Here is a 15,314-nt window from a genome sequence, read left to right on the forward strand (position 1 = left end):
AAACCAAGGAACCGACGACCTGAACTCTGGCGGGCTGCTTAGGCGGGACCCGGTTGAAGACCAAGAGCTCTGAGGCCGCGCAAATCTTCGTGGAAAAACCACGAGCATGTAGGAGAGATGCGATGGACATTATCGCACAACTTGAGGCGGAACAGATTTCCGACCTTGGGAAGACCATTCCCGACTTTAAAGCCGGCGACACCATTCGCGTCGGTTACAAGGTGACCGAAGGTACGCGCACCCGTGTGCAGAACTACGAAGGCGTCTGCATCAGCCGTAAAAACGGCAAGGGCATTGCCGGGTCGTTCACCGTTCGCAAGATTTCCTTTGGTGAAGGCGTGGAACGTGTATTCCCGCTCTATTCGACCAATATCGACAGCATCGAAGTGGTACGCCGCGGTAAAGTCCGTCGCGCCAAGCTGTACTACCTGCGCGCCCGCCGTGGCAAATCTGCCCGGATCGCCGAGGTTTCCAACTACAAGCCCCTCAGTGGCGCAAAAGCGTAAGGAGCTGGACGATGAAAAAAGATCTCCACCCCGATTACCACTTAATCGACGTCAAGATGACCGATGGCACCGTGGTCAAGATGAAATCCACCTGGGGCAAGGAAGGCGACCAGCTGTCGCTTGATATCGACCCCTCCGTGCACCCCGCATGGACCGGTGGCGGCACCCGCCTGATGGATACCGGCGGTCGTGTTTCCAAGTTCAAGAAGAAATACGAAGGTCTCGGCTTCTAATAGCCCGATCCATTCGAATTCCGAACGCCGCCCCGTTTCGGGGCGGCGTTTTTCGTTTTGAGGTGACGAATTCGAAACCAAATGCGGGGATGTTCTGTCCGTTCCCGTCAACGGATTTTCAATGCCTGCTGCCCTCTCTGTCGACCAATCCCTGAAACGCGCCCGACGCGCCCTGAAAAATGGCGACCGCCAAGAAGCCAAGACAGTGCTCACAGCGGTACTGCAACGGTTCCCGGCCAACCGGCGGGCACAGCAGGCGCTGGCACAAATCGACGATGTGCCGGTTGCCGAACTCGTGGCCGAGGCCGAGTGGCTGGAACGCACCCGCGCCTATGACTCGGCAGAACGTGTGTGGGAGCAGGCTTTCCAACGATCCGGAAAAGAGGCGCGCGCCGGGCTTGGCCTTGCTCTGTGCCGATTGACACTCGGACGCCCAGCGCGGGCGCTTGAGGCTTGCGAGGCGGTTCTTTCGATACGTCCGGACCATGCGATGGCGCTCGACATAAAGGGGCGCGCCCTGCGTGACCTCGGGCGCCCTGATGAGGCTGAAGCCTGCCATAAAGCAGCGCTGGGAAACGGGGTAATCGACGCGGGGCCGCTCAATCACCTCGGGATACTGGCGCAGGCCCGGGGGGAACGGCGCGCCGCCGCCGAATTCTATCGTCAAGCGCTTGTCCTAGCGCCGGACCAGCCCGACCTGCATCACAACCTGTCACGCGTTATCACCTATCACGCGCAGGAACCCCATCTGGCCAACCTGCACGCACAGATATCGAACGCCGCGCCGGATGACACCGACGCCGCGCCGCTGCATTTCGCCATGTTCAAGGCGCTGGATGATCTTGGCGAATACGACGCGGCTTTCGCCCATCTCGAAATTGGAAACAGGCTGCGCAAGCAGGCGTTTACCTATGACATACGCCGGGATGCCGCGCGGTTTTCTTTTTGCCGCGCGCTGCTGGCCGATGCGCCAGTTTTGCACAACCCGGACCCGGCGGCGATCCGACCGATCTTTGTGACTGGTCTGCCAAGATCCGGGACAACGCTTGTCGAACAGATCCTGTCACAGGCACCGGGCACGCAGGCGGGTGGGGAGCTTGCGGTCGTCGCCAATGCCGCTGCACGGGTGCTGCGCGCCATGCAGATCGGTAAACACAACCGGATCGACACCGATACGCTCGCGACCTTCCGGACCGAGGTGCTGGACGGGCTTCGGGAATTTTCGGACGGCGCACCCGTACTCATCGACAAGATGCCGCTGAACTTCCGGTGGATCGGGCTGATCTGCGCCGCCTTCCCCGAGGCGAAGATACTGCATCTTGAGCGCAACCCGCTCGCCGTCGCGTGGTCGCTCTATCGGCACAAGTTCAGCGGCGGGGGGAATGGTTTCGCCTATGACATCGCCGATATCGCCACCTACCTTGTGTTGCATCGTGACTTGGTGAGCAACTGGCAACAGCTCTATCCCGGCCGTGTCACCACGGTGGATTACGGCGCGCTGGTTCAGAACCCGGAGCCCGCCATTCGCAGGATCATATCGGCCTGCGACCTTGAATGGTCCGACGCCTGCCTTGCCCCCCAGAATTCCAGCAGGTCCGTCCTGACGGCAAGTGCCGCGCAGGTGCGTGAACCGATCCATGACGAGGCGGATCAGGGCTGGCGGCGCTATGAATCCCAGCTTGCCCCGCTTCGCGTGGCGCTTAGGGCAGCAAACATCCTGCCATAGTTGTGTCCGCAATGCCCTAAATCCCTGCTCTAGAGCTGGTCACGGCTTTCCATCGCCCAACACACAACATATAGTGGAATGAAACAGCGGAATGGGTACGATCCGCAGGGCTGAGGGACCAAGAATGGCGCATATCATTGTCGTCGGCAACGAAAAGGGCGGCGCGGGAAAATCAACTGTTTCCATGCATGTGGCAACGGCACTGGCAAGGATGGGGCACAAGGTCAGCACGCTTGATCTGGACCTGCGCCAGCGTACCATGGGCCGCTACGCCGAGAACCGGAAGACCTTCCTCGCAAAGGCCGGGCTCGACCTGCCCAGCGCGGATTGCCACGACCTGCCCGATATCGACCCCTCGACGCTCAGCCCCGGCGAAAACATCTATGATCACCGCCTTTCCGCCGCGGTCGCGTCGCTTGAGCCGCAGAGCGATTTCATCCTCATCGACTGCCCCGGGTCGCATACACGTCTGAGTCAGGTGGCCCATTCGCTGGCGGACACGCTGATCACACCGCTCAACGACAGTTTCATCGATTTCGACCTGCTGGCCCATACGGATGCCAAGGGCGAAAAGATCACCGGGCCGTCGGTGTATTCCGAAATGGTCTGGAACGCCCGTCAGCTGCGCGCGCAGGCCGGACTGAAGCCGATCGACTGGGTCGTCATGCGCAACCGCGTCGGCACCCAGCGCATGGTCAACAAGGAAAAGATGGAACGCGCGGTCAAGATGCTGGCCGATCGTGTCGGCTTCCGGATCGTGCCAGGCTTTTCCGAGCGCGTTGTTTTCCGTGAACTTTTCCCCCGCGGGCTGACACTGCTCGATCTCAAGGATATCGGCGTCAAGCAGCTCAACATCTCGAACGTTGCCGCGCGGCAGGAACTGCGCGACATGATGAAAGAGCTGAAGCTGCCCGGCGTCGAGGTCAACTTTTAAGGCACCGCCTTAAAATTCGAGATAGCGCCGCCGGGTGGTTTCGTCGGCCTGCAATTCCGCGCTCGACCCGGACCAGACAACCTCTCCGCGCTGCACAATGTAATGCCGGTCGGAAATCCGCATCAGGTCGGCAAGGTTCTTGTCCACGACAAGGATCGACATACCCGCCTTGCTGATTTCGCTGAGCGCGTCCCAGATCTTGCGGCGCACCAACGGGGCGAGCCCCTCGGTCGCCTCATCGAGGATCAGCAGTTTGGGGTTGGTCATCAGCGCCCGGCCAATCGCCAGCATCTGCTGTTCGCCGCCCGAGAGCAGGTTGCCCATCGAGGATGTGCGCGTCTCCAGTTCCGGAAACAGCGCAAAGACCTTTTCCACCGTCCATGGATCGCTGACGCCAAGGTGATTGCTGGCCGTTGCGACAAGGTTTTCCATCATCGTGAGGTTGGGAAAGATCTGCCGGCCCTCGGGAACCAGTCCGATGCCAAGGTTCGCGGTACGAAAGCTGGCGCGGCCCACGAGTTCCTGCCCGTCGAAACGGATCGACCCGCCCGAGGCTTTCACGATGCCCATGATCGAATTGATCGTGGTGGTCTTGCCCATGCCGTTGCGGCCCAGCAGCGTCGCAACCTGCCCGGCCTGAAGATCAAGGCTCATGCCGAAGAGCGCCTGGCTTGTGCCGTAATGCGCGGTGACGTCTTTCAATTCGAGCATGGCTTATTCCTCGCCCAGATAGGCGTGTTGCACGGCTTCGTTATCGCGGATTTCGGCCGGTGTGCCGGTGGCTATGATATGGCCATAGACCAGCACCGAGATCCGGTCAGCCAGCGCAAAAACCGCATCCATGTCATGTTCGATCAGCAGGATCGTGTGACGGCCCTTGATGCCGCGCAGCAGCTCGACCATCTGATGGCTTTCATGGGTACCAAGCCCGGCCATGGGTTCATCCAGCAGCATCAGATCGGCCTCGGAGGCAAGCGCGATGGCCAGCTCCATCCGGCGGTGTTCACCATGCGAAAGGGCAACGGTCTGATGATCCGCCTTTTCCGCGAGATCGACCCGTTTCAGCAGCTCAAGCGCGCGATCCCGCAGATGCGAGATCGAACGCGCGGGCCGCAGGAAACGGAAGGAATGCCCATCGCCCGCCTGCACCGCCAGCGCGATATTGTCGAGAACGGTCATCTCCATGATCAGCGAAGTGATCTGGAACGAACGCGTAATCCCGAGACTGGCGCGCTTGTGCGCCGGTTGCCCGGCGATGTTGCGACCCTTGAACAGGATTTTACCGGTATCAGGTTTCTGCCCGCCGGAAAGCTGGCTGATCAACGTGGTCTTGCCTGCGCCATTCGGGCCGATGATGGCGTGCAACTCACCCGTCTGCACGGAGAGGTTCAGATCGTCGGTTGCCTTGATGCCGCCAAAGCTTTTGTTGAGAGACTGAATTTGCAGAATATCGGTCATCTTACCGGCCCTTCCGCTTTGTCAGCATGCCGACGAACCCGCCGCGTGCGAACAGGACTACCGCCATCAGCATCAGCCCGAAAGGGAGATGCCAGTACACAGTGAAATGGGACAGGAATTCTTCGAGCACGATAAAGACCACCGCGCCGATGACCGGCCCCACCGAAGTCGAAGCGCCGCCAAGAATGACCATGAACATCAGCTCGCCCGAGCGGGACCAGTCCATCATCTCGGGGCTGATAAAGGTGGTAAAGTTGCCAAGCAGCGCGCCCGCATAGCCCGCCATTGCGCCGGAAATGACATAGGCGACAAGGCGGAAGACATAGACGTTGAAACCCAGCGTCGCCATGCGCTCGGGGTTACCCTTTGCGCCCTGAACCACCATGCCGAACCGAGAATTCACGATCATCCGCACCATCAGCATCGCGATCACAAGCGAGACATAGGCAAGAAAGAAGAGCTGGATCGGGTCGTCAAGACTGATCCACGCAAATTCGGAACGCGTGTCGATCACCAGCCCGTCATCTCCGCCGTATTCCTCGATCGAGAGGATCAGGTAGTAAGCCATCTGGGCAAAGGCCATCGTGATCATGATGAAATAAACGCCCGTGGTGCGCAGGCAGACCAGCCCTGTCAGCAGGGCGAAGAAGCCCGCAACACCGACCGCCAGCGCGATCTGCACATAGCCCGAGGTCGTCGCGATAGCGTCCATGCCGCCATAGAGCCAGTGATGCGCGGGAATACCGACCGCATAGGCCCCGATCCCGACGAAAGCCGCGTGGCCGAAAGATACCATTCCGCCATAGCCAAGGATCAGGTTGAGGCTGGTTGCCGCGATGGCAAGGATCACGAGCCGTGTGGCGAGGTCGAGGTAAAAGGCGTTTCCGGACCAGTAGAGCAGCGGCGGCAACAGACCGACCAGCACCATGACCACGATTGTCAGGACAGTTCGACGGGTCATTCAGCGCACCTTTGGGGGAAACAGCCCTTGCGGGCGGAAGGCCAGAACGCAGGCCATGATGATGTAGATCAGCATCGCGGAAATCGCCGGCGCCGAGTTCTCGGCAGCGGTGGGCGACATGAAGAGCGTGAAGATATCGTCAAGGAACGACCGGCCCAGCGTGTCGATCAGGCCGATGAGAAGGGCTGCGATGAAGGCGCCCTTGATCGAGCCGATACCGCCGACGATGATGACCACGAAAGCGGTGATGATGATGCCGTTGCCCATGCCAATGTTGGCCTCGGTGATCGGGGCGATCAGCATCCCTGCAAGACCCGCAAGCGCTGCGCCCAGCGCAAAGACAAGACCAAAGAGCATCTCGATATCGATGCCCAGCGCGGAAACCATTGTCCGGTTTGACGCGCCCGCCCGGATCAACATGCCAAGGCGGGTGTGGTTGACCAGCCAGAACAATCCTCCGGCAGCGGCAAGACCGGCGCCGATGATCATCAGCCGAAAGGTCGGGACGACCGTATCGCCCCAGAGTGTCACCTGCCCGCGCAGCCAGTCGGGCAGCGGCACGGCTAGACCTTCGGGACCCCAGATCATGTGGGTCAGCGTATCGATGACAAGGATCAGCCCGAATGTCGCAAGCACATGGTCGAGGTGATCGCGGGAATAGAGCGGCCGGGCGACGAAGCGTTCAACCAGATAGCCGACCAGCGCGGTAATCGGGAGCGAGATCAGCAGGGCGAGGATGAAACTGCCAAACCAGATCGTCAGCGTCGCGCAAAAGAACGCGCCCAGCATGTAAAGCGAGCCATGCGCCAGATTGACGAAGTCGAGAATGCCAAAGACCAGCGTAAGCCCGGAGGCCACAAGGAACAGCAGCAGGCCAAGCTGCAATCCGTTCAATGTCTGGATGACGAGAAGGGACGTATCCAAGTTTGTTCTCCGCGTTAAAAAACCGGCCGGGTGCGATGCCCCGGCCGGTTATCGAGACCGATAGGTCTCAGTTCATTTTGCAGTCGGCCGCGTAGGTATCCACGTGGTCAGTATACACGGTCTCGACCACTTTCGTGGTCCAGACGCCGTCTTCATCCTCGACCACTTCGCGCAGGAAGAAATCCTCGACCGGCATGTTGTTGGTGCCGAACTTGAATTTGCCGCGGACCGAGTCGAAATCCGCTTCTTTAAGCGCGGCGCGCAGGGCATCCTTGTCGGACAGGTCACCACCGAGTTTTTCAACCGCGCTGGCTATCAGCATGATCGCGTCATAGGACTGCGCACCGTAGTAGGACGGGTAATGGCCGTACTTCGCCTTGAAATCGGTGACGAATTTCTTGTTGGCCTCGTTGTCGAGCGAAGGGTCCCACTGCTGCGTGACCTTGGAGCCGAGCACATCGGTGAAACCGGCCTGCTGCAGTTTCGGCAGCGAGATCGCGTCGACCGTGAAGACCGAATAAAGCGGCAGCGTGTCTTTCAGGCCCGCCTGCTGGTACTGCTTGATGAAAGCACCGCCAGCCGCGCCGGGATAGAACACGAACAGCCCGTCCGCGCCGGAGGCCTTGGCCTTGGCCAGTTCCGCCGAGAAGTCGAGCTGCGCATCCGCACCCCACTTGGTCAGATCCTTGCCGGCGATTTCGCCCTTGAAAGTCCGCTCGACACCGGCAGTCATGTCCTTGCCCGCGGCATAGTTCGGCGCCATCAGGTAGAGCGACTTGACGCCCTGCGTGTTCAGCACGTCACCCATCGCCATCGGCGTCTGGTCGTTCTGCCAAGAGGTCGAGAAGAAGTTCTTGTCGCAAAGCTTGCCCGCCATCTGGCTGGGGCCCGCATTTGCCGAGATCAGGATCTTGTCCGCGTCCAGTACCGATTTGCGCGAGGCGAGCAGAACGTGGGACCAGATGTACCCGGCGACGAAATCAACGTCGTCCTGTTTGACCAGTTTGTCGGTGGCCTGCTTGCCGGTTTCCGGGGCGAACCCGTCATCGGCGTAGATGACTTCAAGTTCGGTATCCCCGGCCTTGCCGCCAAGATGTTCCATCGCAAGATCGACCGCGTTGGTCATGTCCTGACCAATGACGGCGGCGCCCGTTGTCAGCGTGGTGACAAAACCGATCTTGACCGGTTCGGCAAAGGCTGCCGTGCTCAGAAGGCTGGCGGCCAGCGCCAGTGTTGTAACTTTTCGCATTTCAACTCCCTTTGGTATGATGCCGTTGCGTTGCCGGCTCTTCCCCCCGTTTTTCGAGGTCTTCCCGTGCATTTGTGCATATCCGCTATGATGTAGCAACATGATACTTTAAGCTTTAAGCAAATTGAGAATGGTTTGCCTGTCGATCTTCCCGGTTCCGGTTTTCGGCAGATCGGCTGCGAACAGGATGTGTCTGGGATATTTGTGGGGAAGCAGTGACTTCTTCACGAAATCCTGAAGATCACGGGTGAGATCCGCACATTCAGGCGTGTCTTTCCGCAAGGCCACCATCGCGCTGAGCGTTGTGCGGCGGTCGCCCATTTCATGAGCGATCACAGCGGATTCATGAACCGCAGGGTGTTCGTTCAGGCAACGCTCAACCTCAAGTGGCCAGACCCATTGCCCCGAGACCTTTACGAGGTCGTCGGCGCGGCCTTGGAAATAATAGAATCCGTCCTCTTCGATGAACCTGTCGCCGGTATAGATCCAGTCGTCGCGCATCGTGTCCGCCGTCTTGTCGGGCCGGTTCCAGTAGCATGGCGCCGAGGAATGCCCGCGCACGTACATGATGCCATCCTCGCCGGTCGCAACCGGTTTGCCCTCTGCATCGCAGAGCTTGATCTCATAACCCGGCACCGCCTTGCCCGCCGCGCCCAGCCGTTGTTCTTCGATGGTGTTCGAGAGGTAGACATGCAGCATCTCTGTTGAACCCAGCCCCTCGATCGGCGCCAGCCCGGTTAGGGATTTCCACTGGTTGAACACGTCCTCGGACAGGATTTCCGCCGCCGACATGCACTGGCGCAGCGAGGAAAGATCGCGCTGCCTGGCTGTCTCATTCCGGCATAGCGCCGTGTAAAGCGTGGGCAGTCCGAAGAACACCGTGGGGCGGTAGGTCTCGATCAATTCGAGGATACGCGCCGGGTCGGGACGGCCGGGCATCAGCAGGGTTGTAGCGCCAGCCGCAAAGGGAAAGGTCACCGAGTTGCCGAATCCGTAGGCAAAGAACATCTTGGGCACGGAAAAGCAGATGTCATCGGCGTTCAGCTTTAGCGTATGTGCCCCGAAACTTTCCTGGCTATAGGCCATGTCGTGATGCAGGTGCACGATCCCCTTGGGCCGCCCGGTGCTGCCCGAGGAATACATCCAGAAAGCCATGTCATCCGGCCCGGTATCGGCGCAACCAAGCGTCTCAGACTGATCTAGCAGGAAATCCTCTGCCGTCGTCTGACCGGCGAGCCCGGCACCGTTGACCACGACCGTTTTGCGCAAACGGGTGCCCTTGGTGACATCGGCGCTGAAACGTTCAGCGAATTCCGCATCGCAGATCGCGACCTCGGCCCCGGTATCGGCGAGATAGAAGTTCAGAAGGTCGGGCGTGGTGAGCGTATTGAGCAGGACCGGCACGAAACCGGCGCGCACCGCGCCGAAGAAAGCCGCCGGATACTCGGGCGTGTCATCCATGAAAAGCGCAATGCGGTCGCCTTTCCGCAGGCCGGTTGCTTTCAGCGCATTGCCCCAGCGTGCGGCCTTTGCACAGAGTTCGCCATAACTCAGCGTACCGGCCGGGCCAATCACCGCAGCCTTGTCCGCGTTGTCCGGCAGGTTGTCCCAAAGGATCGCACTGCAGTTCTTTTGCGCGGCATGATCGAAACCGATATCGCGGCCACCGGGCGTATCGCCCACGGGGTCGGTAACCTCTGGGTTCTTGTAGGCCTCGTATTCGGCCATGAATTCCGGCGACAGCTTGCGCAGCCGGTCCATGTCGATCCGGCCCGAGCGAGTCACATAGTCAAAGGCGAAATCGAGCGGCGGCTTGTCCATCTTGGACGCGAAATCTTCGTACCATGCACTGGACGTATTAGCCGCATCGACGATTTTTTTCGCAATCGGCTGGCGTGCCGTCTGATAGGCGGGCAGCGCGAGGGCAGGGTCGCGGCTGTCCTTCAGTGCGGCGACAAGCGCGATGGCGTCTTCCATCGCAAGACGCGTGCCGGAGCCGATGGAGAAATGCGCCGTGTGGACCGCATCGCCCAGCAGCACCCGGTTTCCGGAATACCAATTTTCGCACCAGAGCTTGGGGAACTGACGCCAGATCGACCGGTTCGCCACCAGCGGGGCACCGTCGAGCACATCGGCAAAGACCTCCTCGCAGCGGCTGGCGGTCGCGACCTCGTCCATCTGGTCGAAGCCTTCGCCAAAGAAGGTATCCTTGTCGCATTCGACGATAAAGGTGCTCATATCCGGGGTGAACCGATAATGATGCGCGTTCATCGCACCCTTGTCGGTGCCACGGAAGGTCTGGGTGAGCGTTTCAAAGGGACGCCGCGCGCCGAACCAGGCAAAACGGTTTTCCATATAGGAGATCGACGTGCCGAATGCCTCTGGATCGGCGTTGCGGATGAGAGAGTTCAGCCCGTCCGCCCCGATGACCAGATCGCCGGTCAGGTCATTCAGATCGGTCAGCGGATGATCGAACCGCAATTCGGCACCAAGGGCTTCTGCCCGGGCCTGAAGGATCTGCAAGAGATGAAGGCGACCAATGGCCGAGAACCCGATCCCGTCGAGCACCACGGTGCCCTGCGGGTGGTTCAGCGTCATGTTGCGCCAGCGCTCCATTTCCGGGGCGATCAGATCATGGGTTTCCGGATCATCCGCGTTCAGGAAATCCAGCGCTTGATCGGAAAAAACGACGCCGAACCCCCATGTCACATCGCGAGGGTTCGCCTCGGTCACGCGCACCGCGACATCCGGCAAAGCGCGTCGCAAAAGGATCGCCGTATAAAGACCGGCCGGTCCCCCACCAAGAATGTCGATTGTCGAAATTGTCGCCATGCCCCTCCCCCGGGAATCGCGTCCTGCTCCTTCCAATAACAGTAACTATACTTTCTATATTGTGCAATATTTTTCACATTGGGAAAAATAGTGCCAGCCGCGTCACAGCGGCTGGCGGGCCGTTAATACGGGTTTTGCGGCGCCCGGTTTTGCGACAGCGTCTGCTGGCTGCGTTCGACCAAAAGCTGGATCGCATCGGCCAGATGCACTTCCTGAATATGGTTATCGCCGCGTTCGACCCGGATTCGGTGCGCCTCGATCATCACGTCGGCATGGCGGCAGCCTTCCGGCGGCTCGAACCGGTAGCAGGCCAGTTCGATCAAGAGCCCCATTGGGTCCTTGAAATAGATCGAATCCATGAAGCCCCGGTCCTTGATCCCGGAATGCTTGATCCCCCGTTCATCCAACCGCTCGATGACCTGCGAATGCACCGCCTTGCTGACGTTGAACGCAAGGTGATGAACACAGCCCGGTTCGGTCGGGGTGCGGCGCGGGTCGGGTCGGCGCGATTCATTGGTAAAGATCGTGATGAGCCGCCCGTCGCCTGGATCAAAATAGAGATGGCCCTCTTTCGGGTTGTCCAGATTGGGCTGATCGAAAACGAAAGGCATGCCCAGCAACCCCTCCCAGAAATCGATGGACGTCTGGCGATCCGCGCCGGTCAGCGTGATGTGGTGCACGCCTTGAACCTGTATCTTTCTCATTCTTTCCTCCGCTTACTTTTCGAACATGTCCAGCTTGAGCGCCGGCATGGACCCCATCCAGATCGCGTGGTCGCGGTGATCGACCAGTTCGTCCCCGGTTTCGAGATGGGTGAAAACCGTCAGCCCGCGCCGGTTCATCGCCAGCCAGGTCACCACGTCGGCAAATGCCTCTGGCCCGAACGCAAGCTGGCAGCTCCACGCCGGATGAGGTCCGACGGGTTTTTCGTGCATTCGTCCCATTTCAACAGGCAGTTCGTCGCGGGCCGCCTCGCAAACCTCGCGGGCAATATCGATGGTGTCGGCGTCATAATAGACATGGGCGTGAAAGCCGTGGATGTCCTTGTTCATTTCCTCCTCCTTCTGACTGACCGGTCGCGGATTGATCCTTTGGTCGAATATGGCGTTACCGTCGCGCTAGGGAAACGCGGCAGGTGGCACAAACCCTGTGCGCCTATACGCGATGATGCAGGACCCGCCCGATGGTGTTCAGCAGAATCTGCGCGGCGAGGATACTGGTCCCGCCGGTCAGATCGTAATCGGGGGCCACTTCGACAAGATCGATCCCGACCACCGGATTGCGCCGCGCAATCGCGTCGATCAGCTCCAGCACCTCGTAATAGAGGAAACCGCCATGGCTGGGCGTTCCCGTGCCCGGCGCGATAGAAGGGTCGAACGCGTCGATATCGAGTGTCAGGTAGATCCTTGCGTCGGCAGGGATACGATCAACCATCGCCGCCACACCCATCTGGCGCAGGTGGCGAACGGACTGGATATCCGAGCCCATCGCGCGCGCCTCGATATAACCTTCGCGCGCGGTCGAAGAGACGTTGCGGATGCCGATCTGGGTCAGCCCGGTCACATAGGATTTTTCAATCGCTCGACGCATCGGGTTGCCATGCCCGAACCGGACCCCGTGGCGTTCATCGACGAAATCGAGATGTGCGTCGATCTGGACGATATGGATCGGGTCCTGATCGTCAAAAGCATTGATGCAGGGGATATTGATCGAATGATCCCCACCGATCACAACCGGGAGAGCACCGGCGGCAAGCATCTTGCGCACGCCGAATTCGATATTGGCGTGGCTCTGTTCTGTATCCGTGTGGATGATATCGGCGTCGCCGATATCGACGACGCTCACCTTGGCCGGGTCGAGATAGGTGATGTCATCCTCGAAATCGTAGGCCCCGGCATGGCCAAAAGCGAAAAGCGTCGAGGCCTCGCGCACGCCGCGCGGCCCCATGCGCGCACCCGAGCGCCATTGCGTACCGGCATCGAAGGGCGCGCCCATCACCGCCACATCGGCTCTGATCGCATCCCAATCGGACACGTAAGGGTATTTCCCGAAGGTACAGATTCCGACGAAAGGCAGATTCAGCCGCCCGCCCTGATAGCCGTGCCCTGCCATTCTTCTCTCCCAGTTGCCGCGACCTGATCGTTCCCGGGTTTGCCCCGGATTTCAAGCACCTGCCCCAGATAACCATAAGGCAAAAAGAAAGGGCCGCCCGAAGGCAGCCCTTTCGATCAATTCAGTCCGGTTCAGGAGACCCAGCGCAGCTTGGACGGCTGGATCACGAAGGAGATATGGTGGTTCCCGCCTTCGAGATTGTCCTTGGTGTGGTTGTAGAGCGACCGCCAGTAGGGCTGGATTGTCACGCCATCGTCCTGCAGCATCTTTTCGCCCTTCGCCATCAGCTCGCGGCGGGCATCGACGTCGGCCGTAGCCAGCGCCTTTTCCAGCACCGCGTCGAATTCGGGGTTGTTATAGCCGAATTCGTTCCATGCCTCGCCCGACTTGTAGGCCAGCGCCCAGATCTGCACGCCCAGCGGACGGGCGTTCCAGTTGGTGCAGCTGAACGGATACTTGGTCCAGTCGTTCCAAAAGGTCGACCCGGGCAGAACCGTCCGCTTGACGTTGAAACCGGCGTCGCGCAGCTGCGCGGCAACGGCGTCGGTGGTGTCCTTGCGGTAACCGTCGTCGATGGAAACGATGTCCATTTCGAAATCGGCCATACCGGCCTCTTTCAGCAGTTCCAGCGCGGCTTCCGGATCATGCTCGAGCGGCGGAAGTTCGGCATACTCCGGGTGCATGGGGCCAACGTGGTGGTTTTCAGCCACCTGCCCGCGACCACCGTAACCCAGTTCAAGCAGGACGCTGTTGTCGGTTGCCAGTTGGATCGCCTTGCGCACCTTGAGGTCCGCATAGGGCTTCATGCCATCGACTTCGGCCATCTGGTTCGGACGGACAACAACTGTGGCGGCGGTTACGATCTCGTGCTGCGCCCAACCGTCGAAGGAACCGATGATGTCGATGTAATCGCCATCCACCGAGTAGAGCATGTCGATCTCGTCGGATTCCGCCGCCGCAACCCATGCCGAGGGATCGGTGCCGTAGTCGATGAACTCGACCCGGTCCATCCACGCGCCGTTACCCTCGTTCCACCAGGTGTGGTCCTCGTTACGCACCAGCACGCCTTTGACGCCCACTTCGAGCGATTCCGGCAGGTAGGGCCCGGTACCGATCGGGTTTTCGAGCATCGAGTCGGCGCTGAAGCTGGAGTGCACGATAGAAGCCGGATAGTCGGCCATGCCTGCGATCAGCGTGATATCGGGACGCGGCAGGTGCAGTTTCACGGTGTGGTCGTCGACGACTTCAATTGCGTCCTCAAGCGCTTCACCGGTCTCGTCGTCGATCAAAACGGCGAAACGACCGGCCATGGAGTTGCCTTCCAGCCCCTTTTCGCACCAGCCGGCGATGTTGCGTGCAACGTCTTCGGCGGTGAAATCGTCGCCATTGTTCCATTTGACGCCCTGACGGACGTTCAGCGTGTACTCGGTCGCGTCGTCGTTGATTTCCCAGCTCTCCAGAAGAACCGGTGTAAAGGTGCCATCGTTCTCCCAGGCGACAAGATATTCCAGCCAGCCGTTCGAGAAGTTGGCGATCTGGCTCCAGTCATAGGTGCGCGGATCCTTGAGGGCGCGCACTTCCTGCTGGATGCGGACAGTGCCGCCCATCTGGGCGTGGCTCTCAGCATAGGCTGGCGCGGCCATGCCAAGCATCGAGTAAGCCGTTGCAGTCGTGGCACCGAAGGCGCTGGCCAGAGCCAGGAATTCCCGGCGATTGACCGGATCATTGCCGACCTTGCCCGCCGATTCCGTAATCGACTTTGGCAGCGGTCTGCCGGTTCGCGTAAAAAATGTCATCTTCTTCCTCTCGGTTGGTTCGTTTCTTGTTTGGAGGGTCGTGCCCTCCTTGTTTATAATTCAAATAGTTGTCGGGACCATGTCATGGATGTCAAGCATAGGGTCCGGTCAGTTGGTTCGGTGGCAAAGCCCGGATGGCCAGTCGGGTCCGCGCAATTCCCTGAATTGTCATTCCCTGTTGTGGCTGGTCATCCAATCCGATCAGACCCTGCAGAGGGGAAAGGGCATGCACGTCAACGACATGTCATGTACCAGATCGGACTCCGACAGGAATTCCTATCCTTTGCTCACCACGTTCATGTCAGGTGGCGCCGAAAGCAGCTATACAGCATCACAACTTCGGGTGGATCAAACCGGTCGTTATCGTGATGCGGATTCGAGCAGCCGGGTGATCGCCGCCCGGCGGTAATTTTGAGGTTCAGCGTTCGCTGCCGCTTTTCCTGGCAATCTCGCCGCCGAACCGGGCGTCGGGCTTTCCTATGTTTCCAACCGATTTTCTGTCACCCAGCCAGTCAAAAACCGGGCTGAAACGCTGGTAAGCCACCGTAGCTAAAGCAGGGGCCGGGGCGAAGCCCCCGCCCCC

14 protein-coding genes are annotated in these 15,314 nt (G+C 59.9%); 4 read left to right on the forward strand and 10 right to left on the reverse strand.

The genetic code is table 11. From position 1 onward, the window contains the following. The first annotated feature begins 122 nt into the window (after window positions 1-122). The 4 genes from rplS (at window position 123) to MF268_RS14720 (ending at window position 3,399) form a co-directional block, all read left to right on the forward strand. Entirely contained in the window at window positions 123-506 is a 384-nt protein-coding gene (gene rplS / locus MF268_RS14705; protein WP_238371623.1) for a 50S ribosomal protein L19, read from the forward strand. Between the two features lie 11 nt (window positions 507-517). Next, on the forward strand, window positions 518-739 hold the full coding sequence (rpmE, locus tag MF268_RS14710) for a 50S ribosomal protein L31 (RefSeq protein ID WP_238371624.1): 222 nt from the start codon (window positions 518-520) through the stop codon (window positions 737-739). A 121-nt stretch (window positions 740-860) separates the two neighbouring features. Next, the gene (locus MF268_RS14715; RefSeq protein WP_238371625.1) at window positions 861-2,465 is read left to right on the forward strand and encodes a tetratricopeptide repeat-containing sulfotransferase family protein; all 1,605 of its coding nucleotides are present in this window, start codon (window positions 861-863) and stop codon (window positions 2,463-2,465) included. Between the two features lie 124 nt (window positions 2,466-2,589). Then, window positions 2,590-3,399 carry a division plane positioning ATPase MipZ gene (locus MF268_RS14720; RefSeq protein ID WP_238371626.1) on the forward strand — a complete coding sequence of 270 codons (810 nt, stop codon included), beginning with the start codon at window positions 2,590-2,592 and terminating at the stop codon, window positions 3,397-3,399. 9 nt (window positions 3,400-3,408) lie between these two features. Here the strand turns inward: MF268_RS14720 and MF268_RS14725 are convergent, their stop codons facing one another. The 10 genes from MF268_RS14725 to MF268_RS14775 form a co-directional block, all read right to left on the reverse strand. Continuing rightward, window positions 3,409-4,110, reverse strand: coding sequence for an ABC transporter ATP-binding protein (locus MF268_RS14725; RefSeq protein WP_238371627.1), 702 nt, complete (start codon window positions 4,108-4,110; stop codon window positions 3,409-3,411). A 3-nt stretch (window positions 4,111-4,113) separates the two neighbouring features. After that, complete coding sequence (locus MF268_RS14730) at window positions 4,114-4,857, reverse strand: ABC transporter ATP-binding protein (RefSeq protein ID WP_238371628.1); 744 nt, start codon at window positions 4,855-4,857, stop codon at window positions 4,114-4,116. A gap of 1 nt (window position 4,858) precedes the next feature. Further along, entirely contained in the window at window positions 4,859-5,818 is a 960-nt protein-coding gene (locus MF268_RS14735; protein ID WP_238371629.1) for a branched-chain amino acid ABC transporter permease, read from the reverse strand. Beyond that, on the reverse strand, window positions 5,819-6,742 hold the full coding sequence (locus MF268_RS14740) for a branched-chain amino acid ABC transporter permease (protein WP_238371630.1): 924 nt from the start codon (window positions 6,740-6,742) through the stop codon (window positions 5,819-5,821). A gap of 67 nt (window positions 6,743-6,809) precedes the next feature. Beyond that, complete coding sequence (locus MF268_RS14745) at window positions 6,810-7,991, reverse strand: ABC transporter substrate-binding protein (protein ID WP_238371631.1); 1,182 nt, start codon at window positions 7,989-7,991, stop codon at window positions 6,810-6,812. 108 nt (window positions 7,992-8,099) lie between these two features. Beyond that, window positions 8,100-10,823 carry a benzoate-CoA ligase family protein gene (locus tag MF268_RS25245; RefSeq protein WP_273545048.1) on the reverse strand — a complete coding sequence of 908 codons (2,724 nt, stop codon included), beginning with the start codon at window positions 10,821-10,823 and terminating at the stop codon, window positions 8,100-8,102. Between the two features lie 122 nt (window positions 10,824-10,945). Beyond that, entirely contained in the window at window positions 10,946-11,527 is a 582-nt protein-coding gene (locus MF268_RS14760) for a VOC family protein (protein ID WP_238371632.1), read from the reverse strand. 12 nt (window positions 11,528-11,539) lie between these two features. Continuing rightward, window positions 11,540-11,875 carry a DOPA 4,5-dioxygenase family protein gene (locus MF268_RS14765; protein WP_238371633.1) on the reverse strand — a complete coding sequence of 112 codons (336 nt, stop codon included), beginning with the start codon at window positions 11,873-11,875 and terminating at the stop codon, window positions 11,540-11,542. Between the two features lie 103 nt (window positions 11,876-11,978). Beyond that, on the reverse strand, window positions 11,979-12,935 hold the full coding sequence (speB, locus tag MF268_RS14770; RefSeq protein WP_238371634.1) for an agmatinase: 957 nt from the start codon (window positions 12,933-12,935) through the stop codon (window positions 11,979-11,981). 131 nt (window positions 12,936-13,066) lie between these two features. Next, window positions 13,067-14,731, reverse strand: a complete 1,665-nt coding sequence (locus MF268_RS14775; RefSeq protein WP_238371635.1) for an ABC transporter substrate-binding protein — start codon at window positions 14,729-14,731, stop codon at window positions 13,067-13,069. Between the last annotated feature and the right edge of the window lie 583 nt (window positions 14,732-15,314).

Source organism: Heliomarina baculiformis, from assembly GCF_019966545.1.
Taxonomy (GTDB): Bacteria; Pseudomonadota; Alphaproteobacteria; order Rhodobacterales; family Rhodobacteraceae; genus Heliomarina; species Heliomarina baculiformis.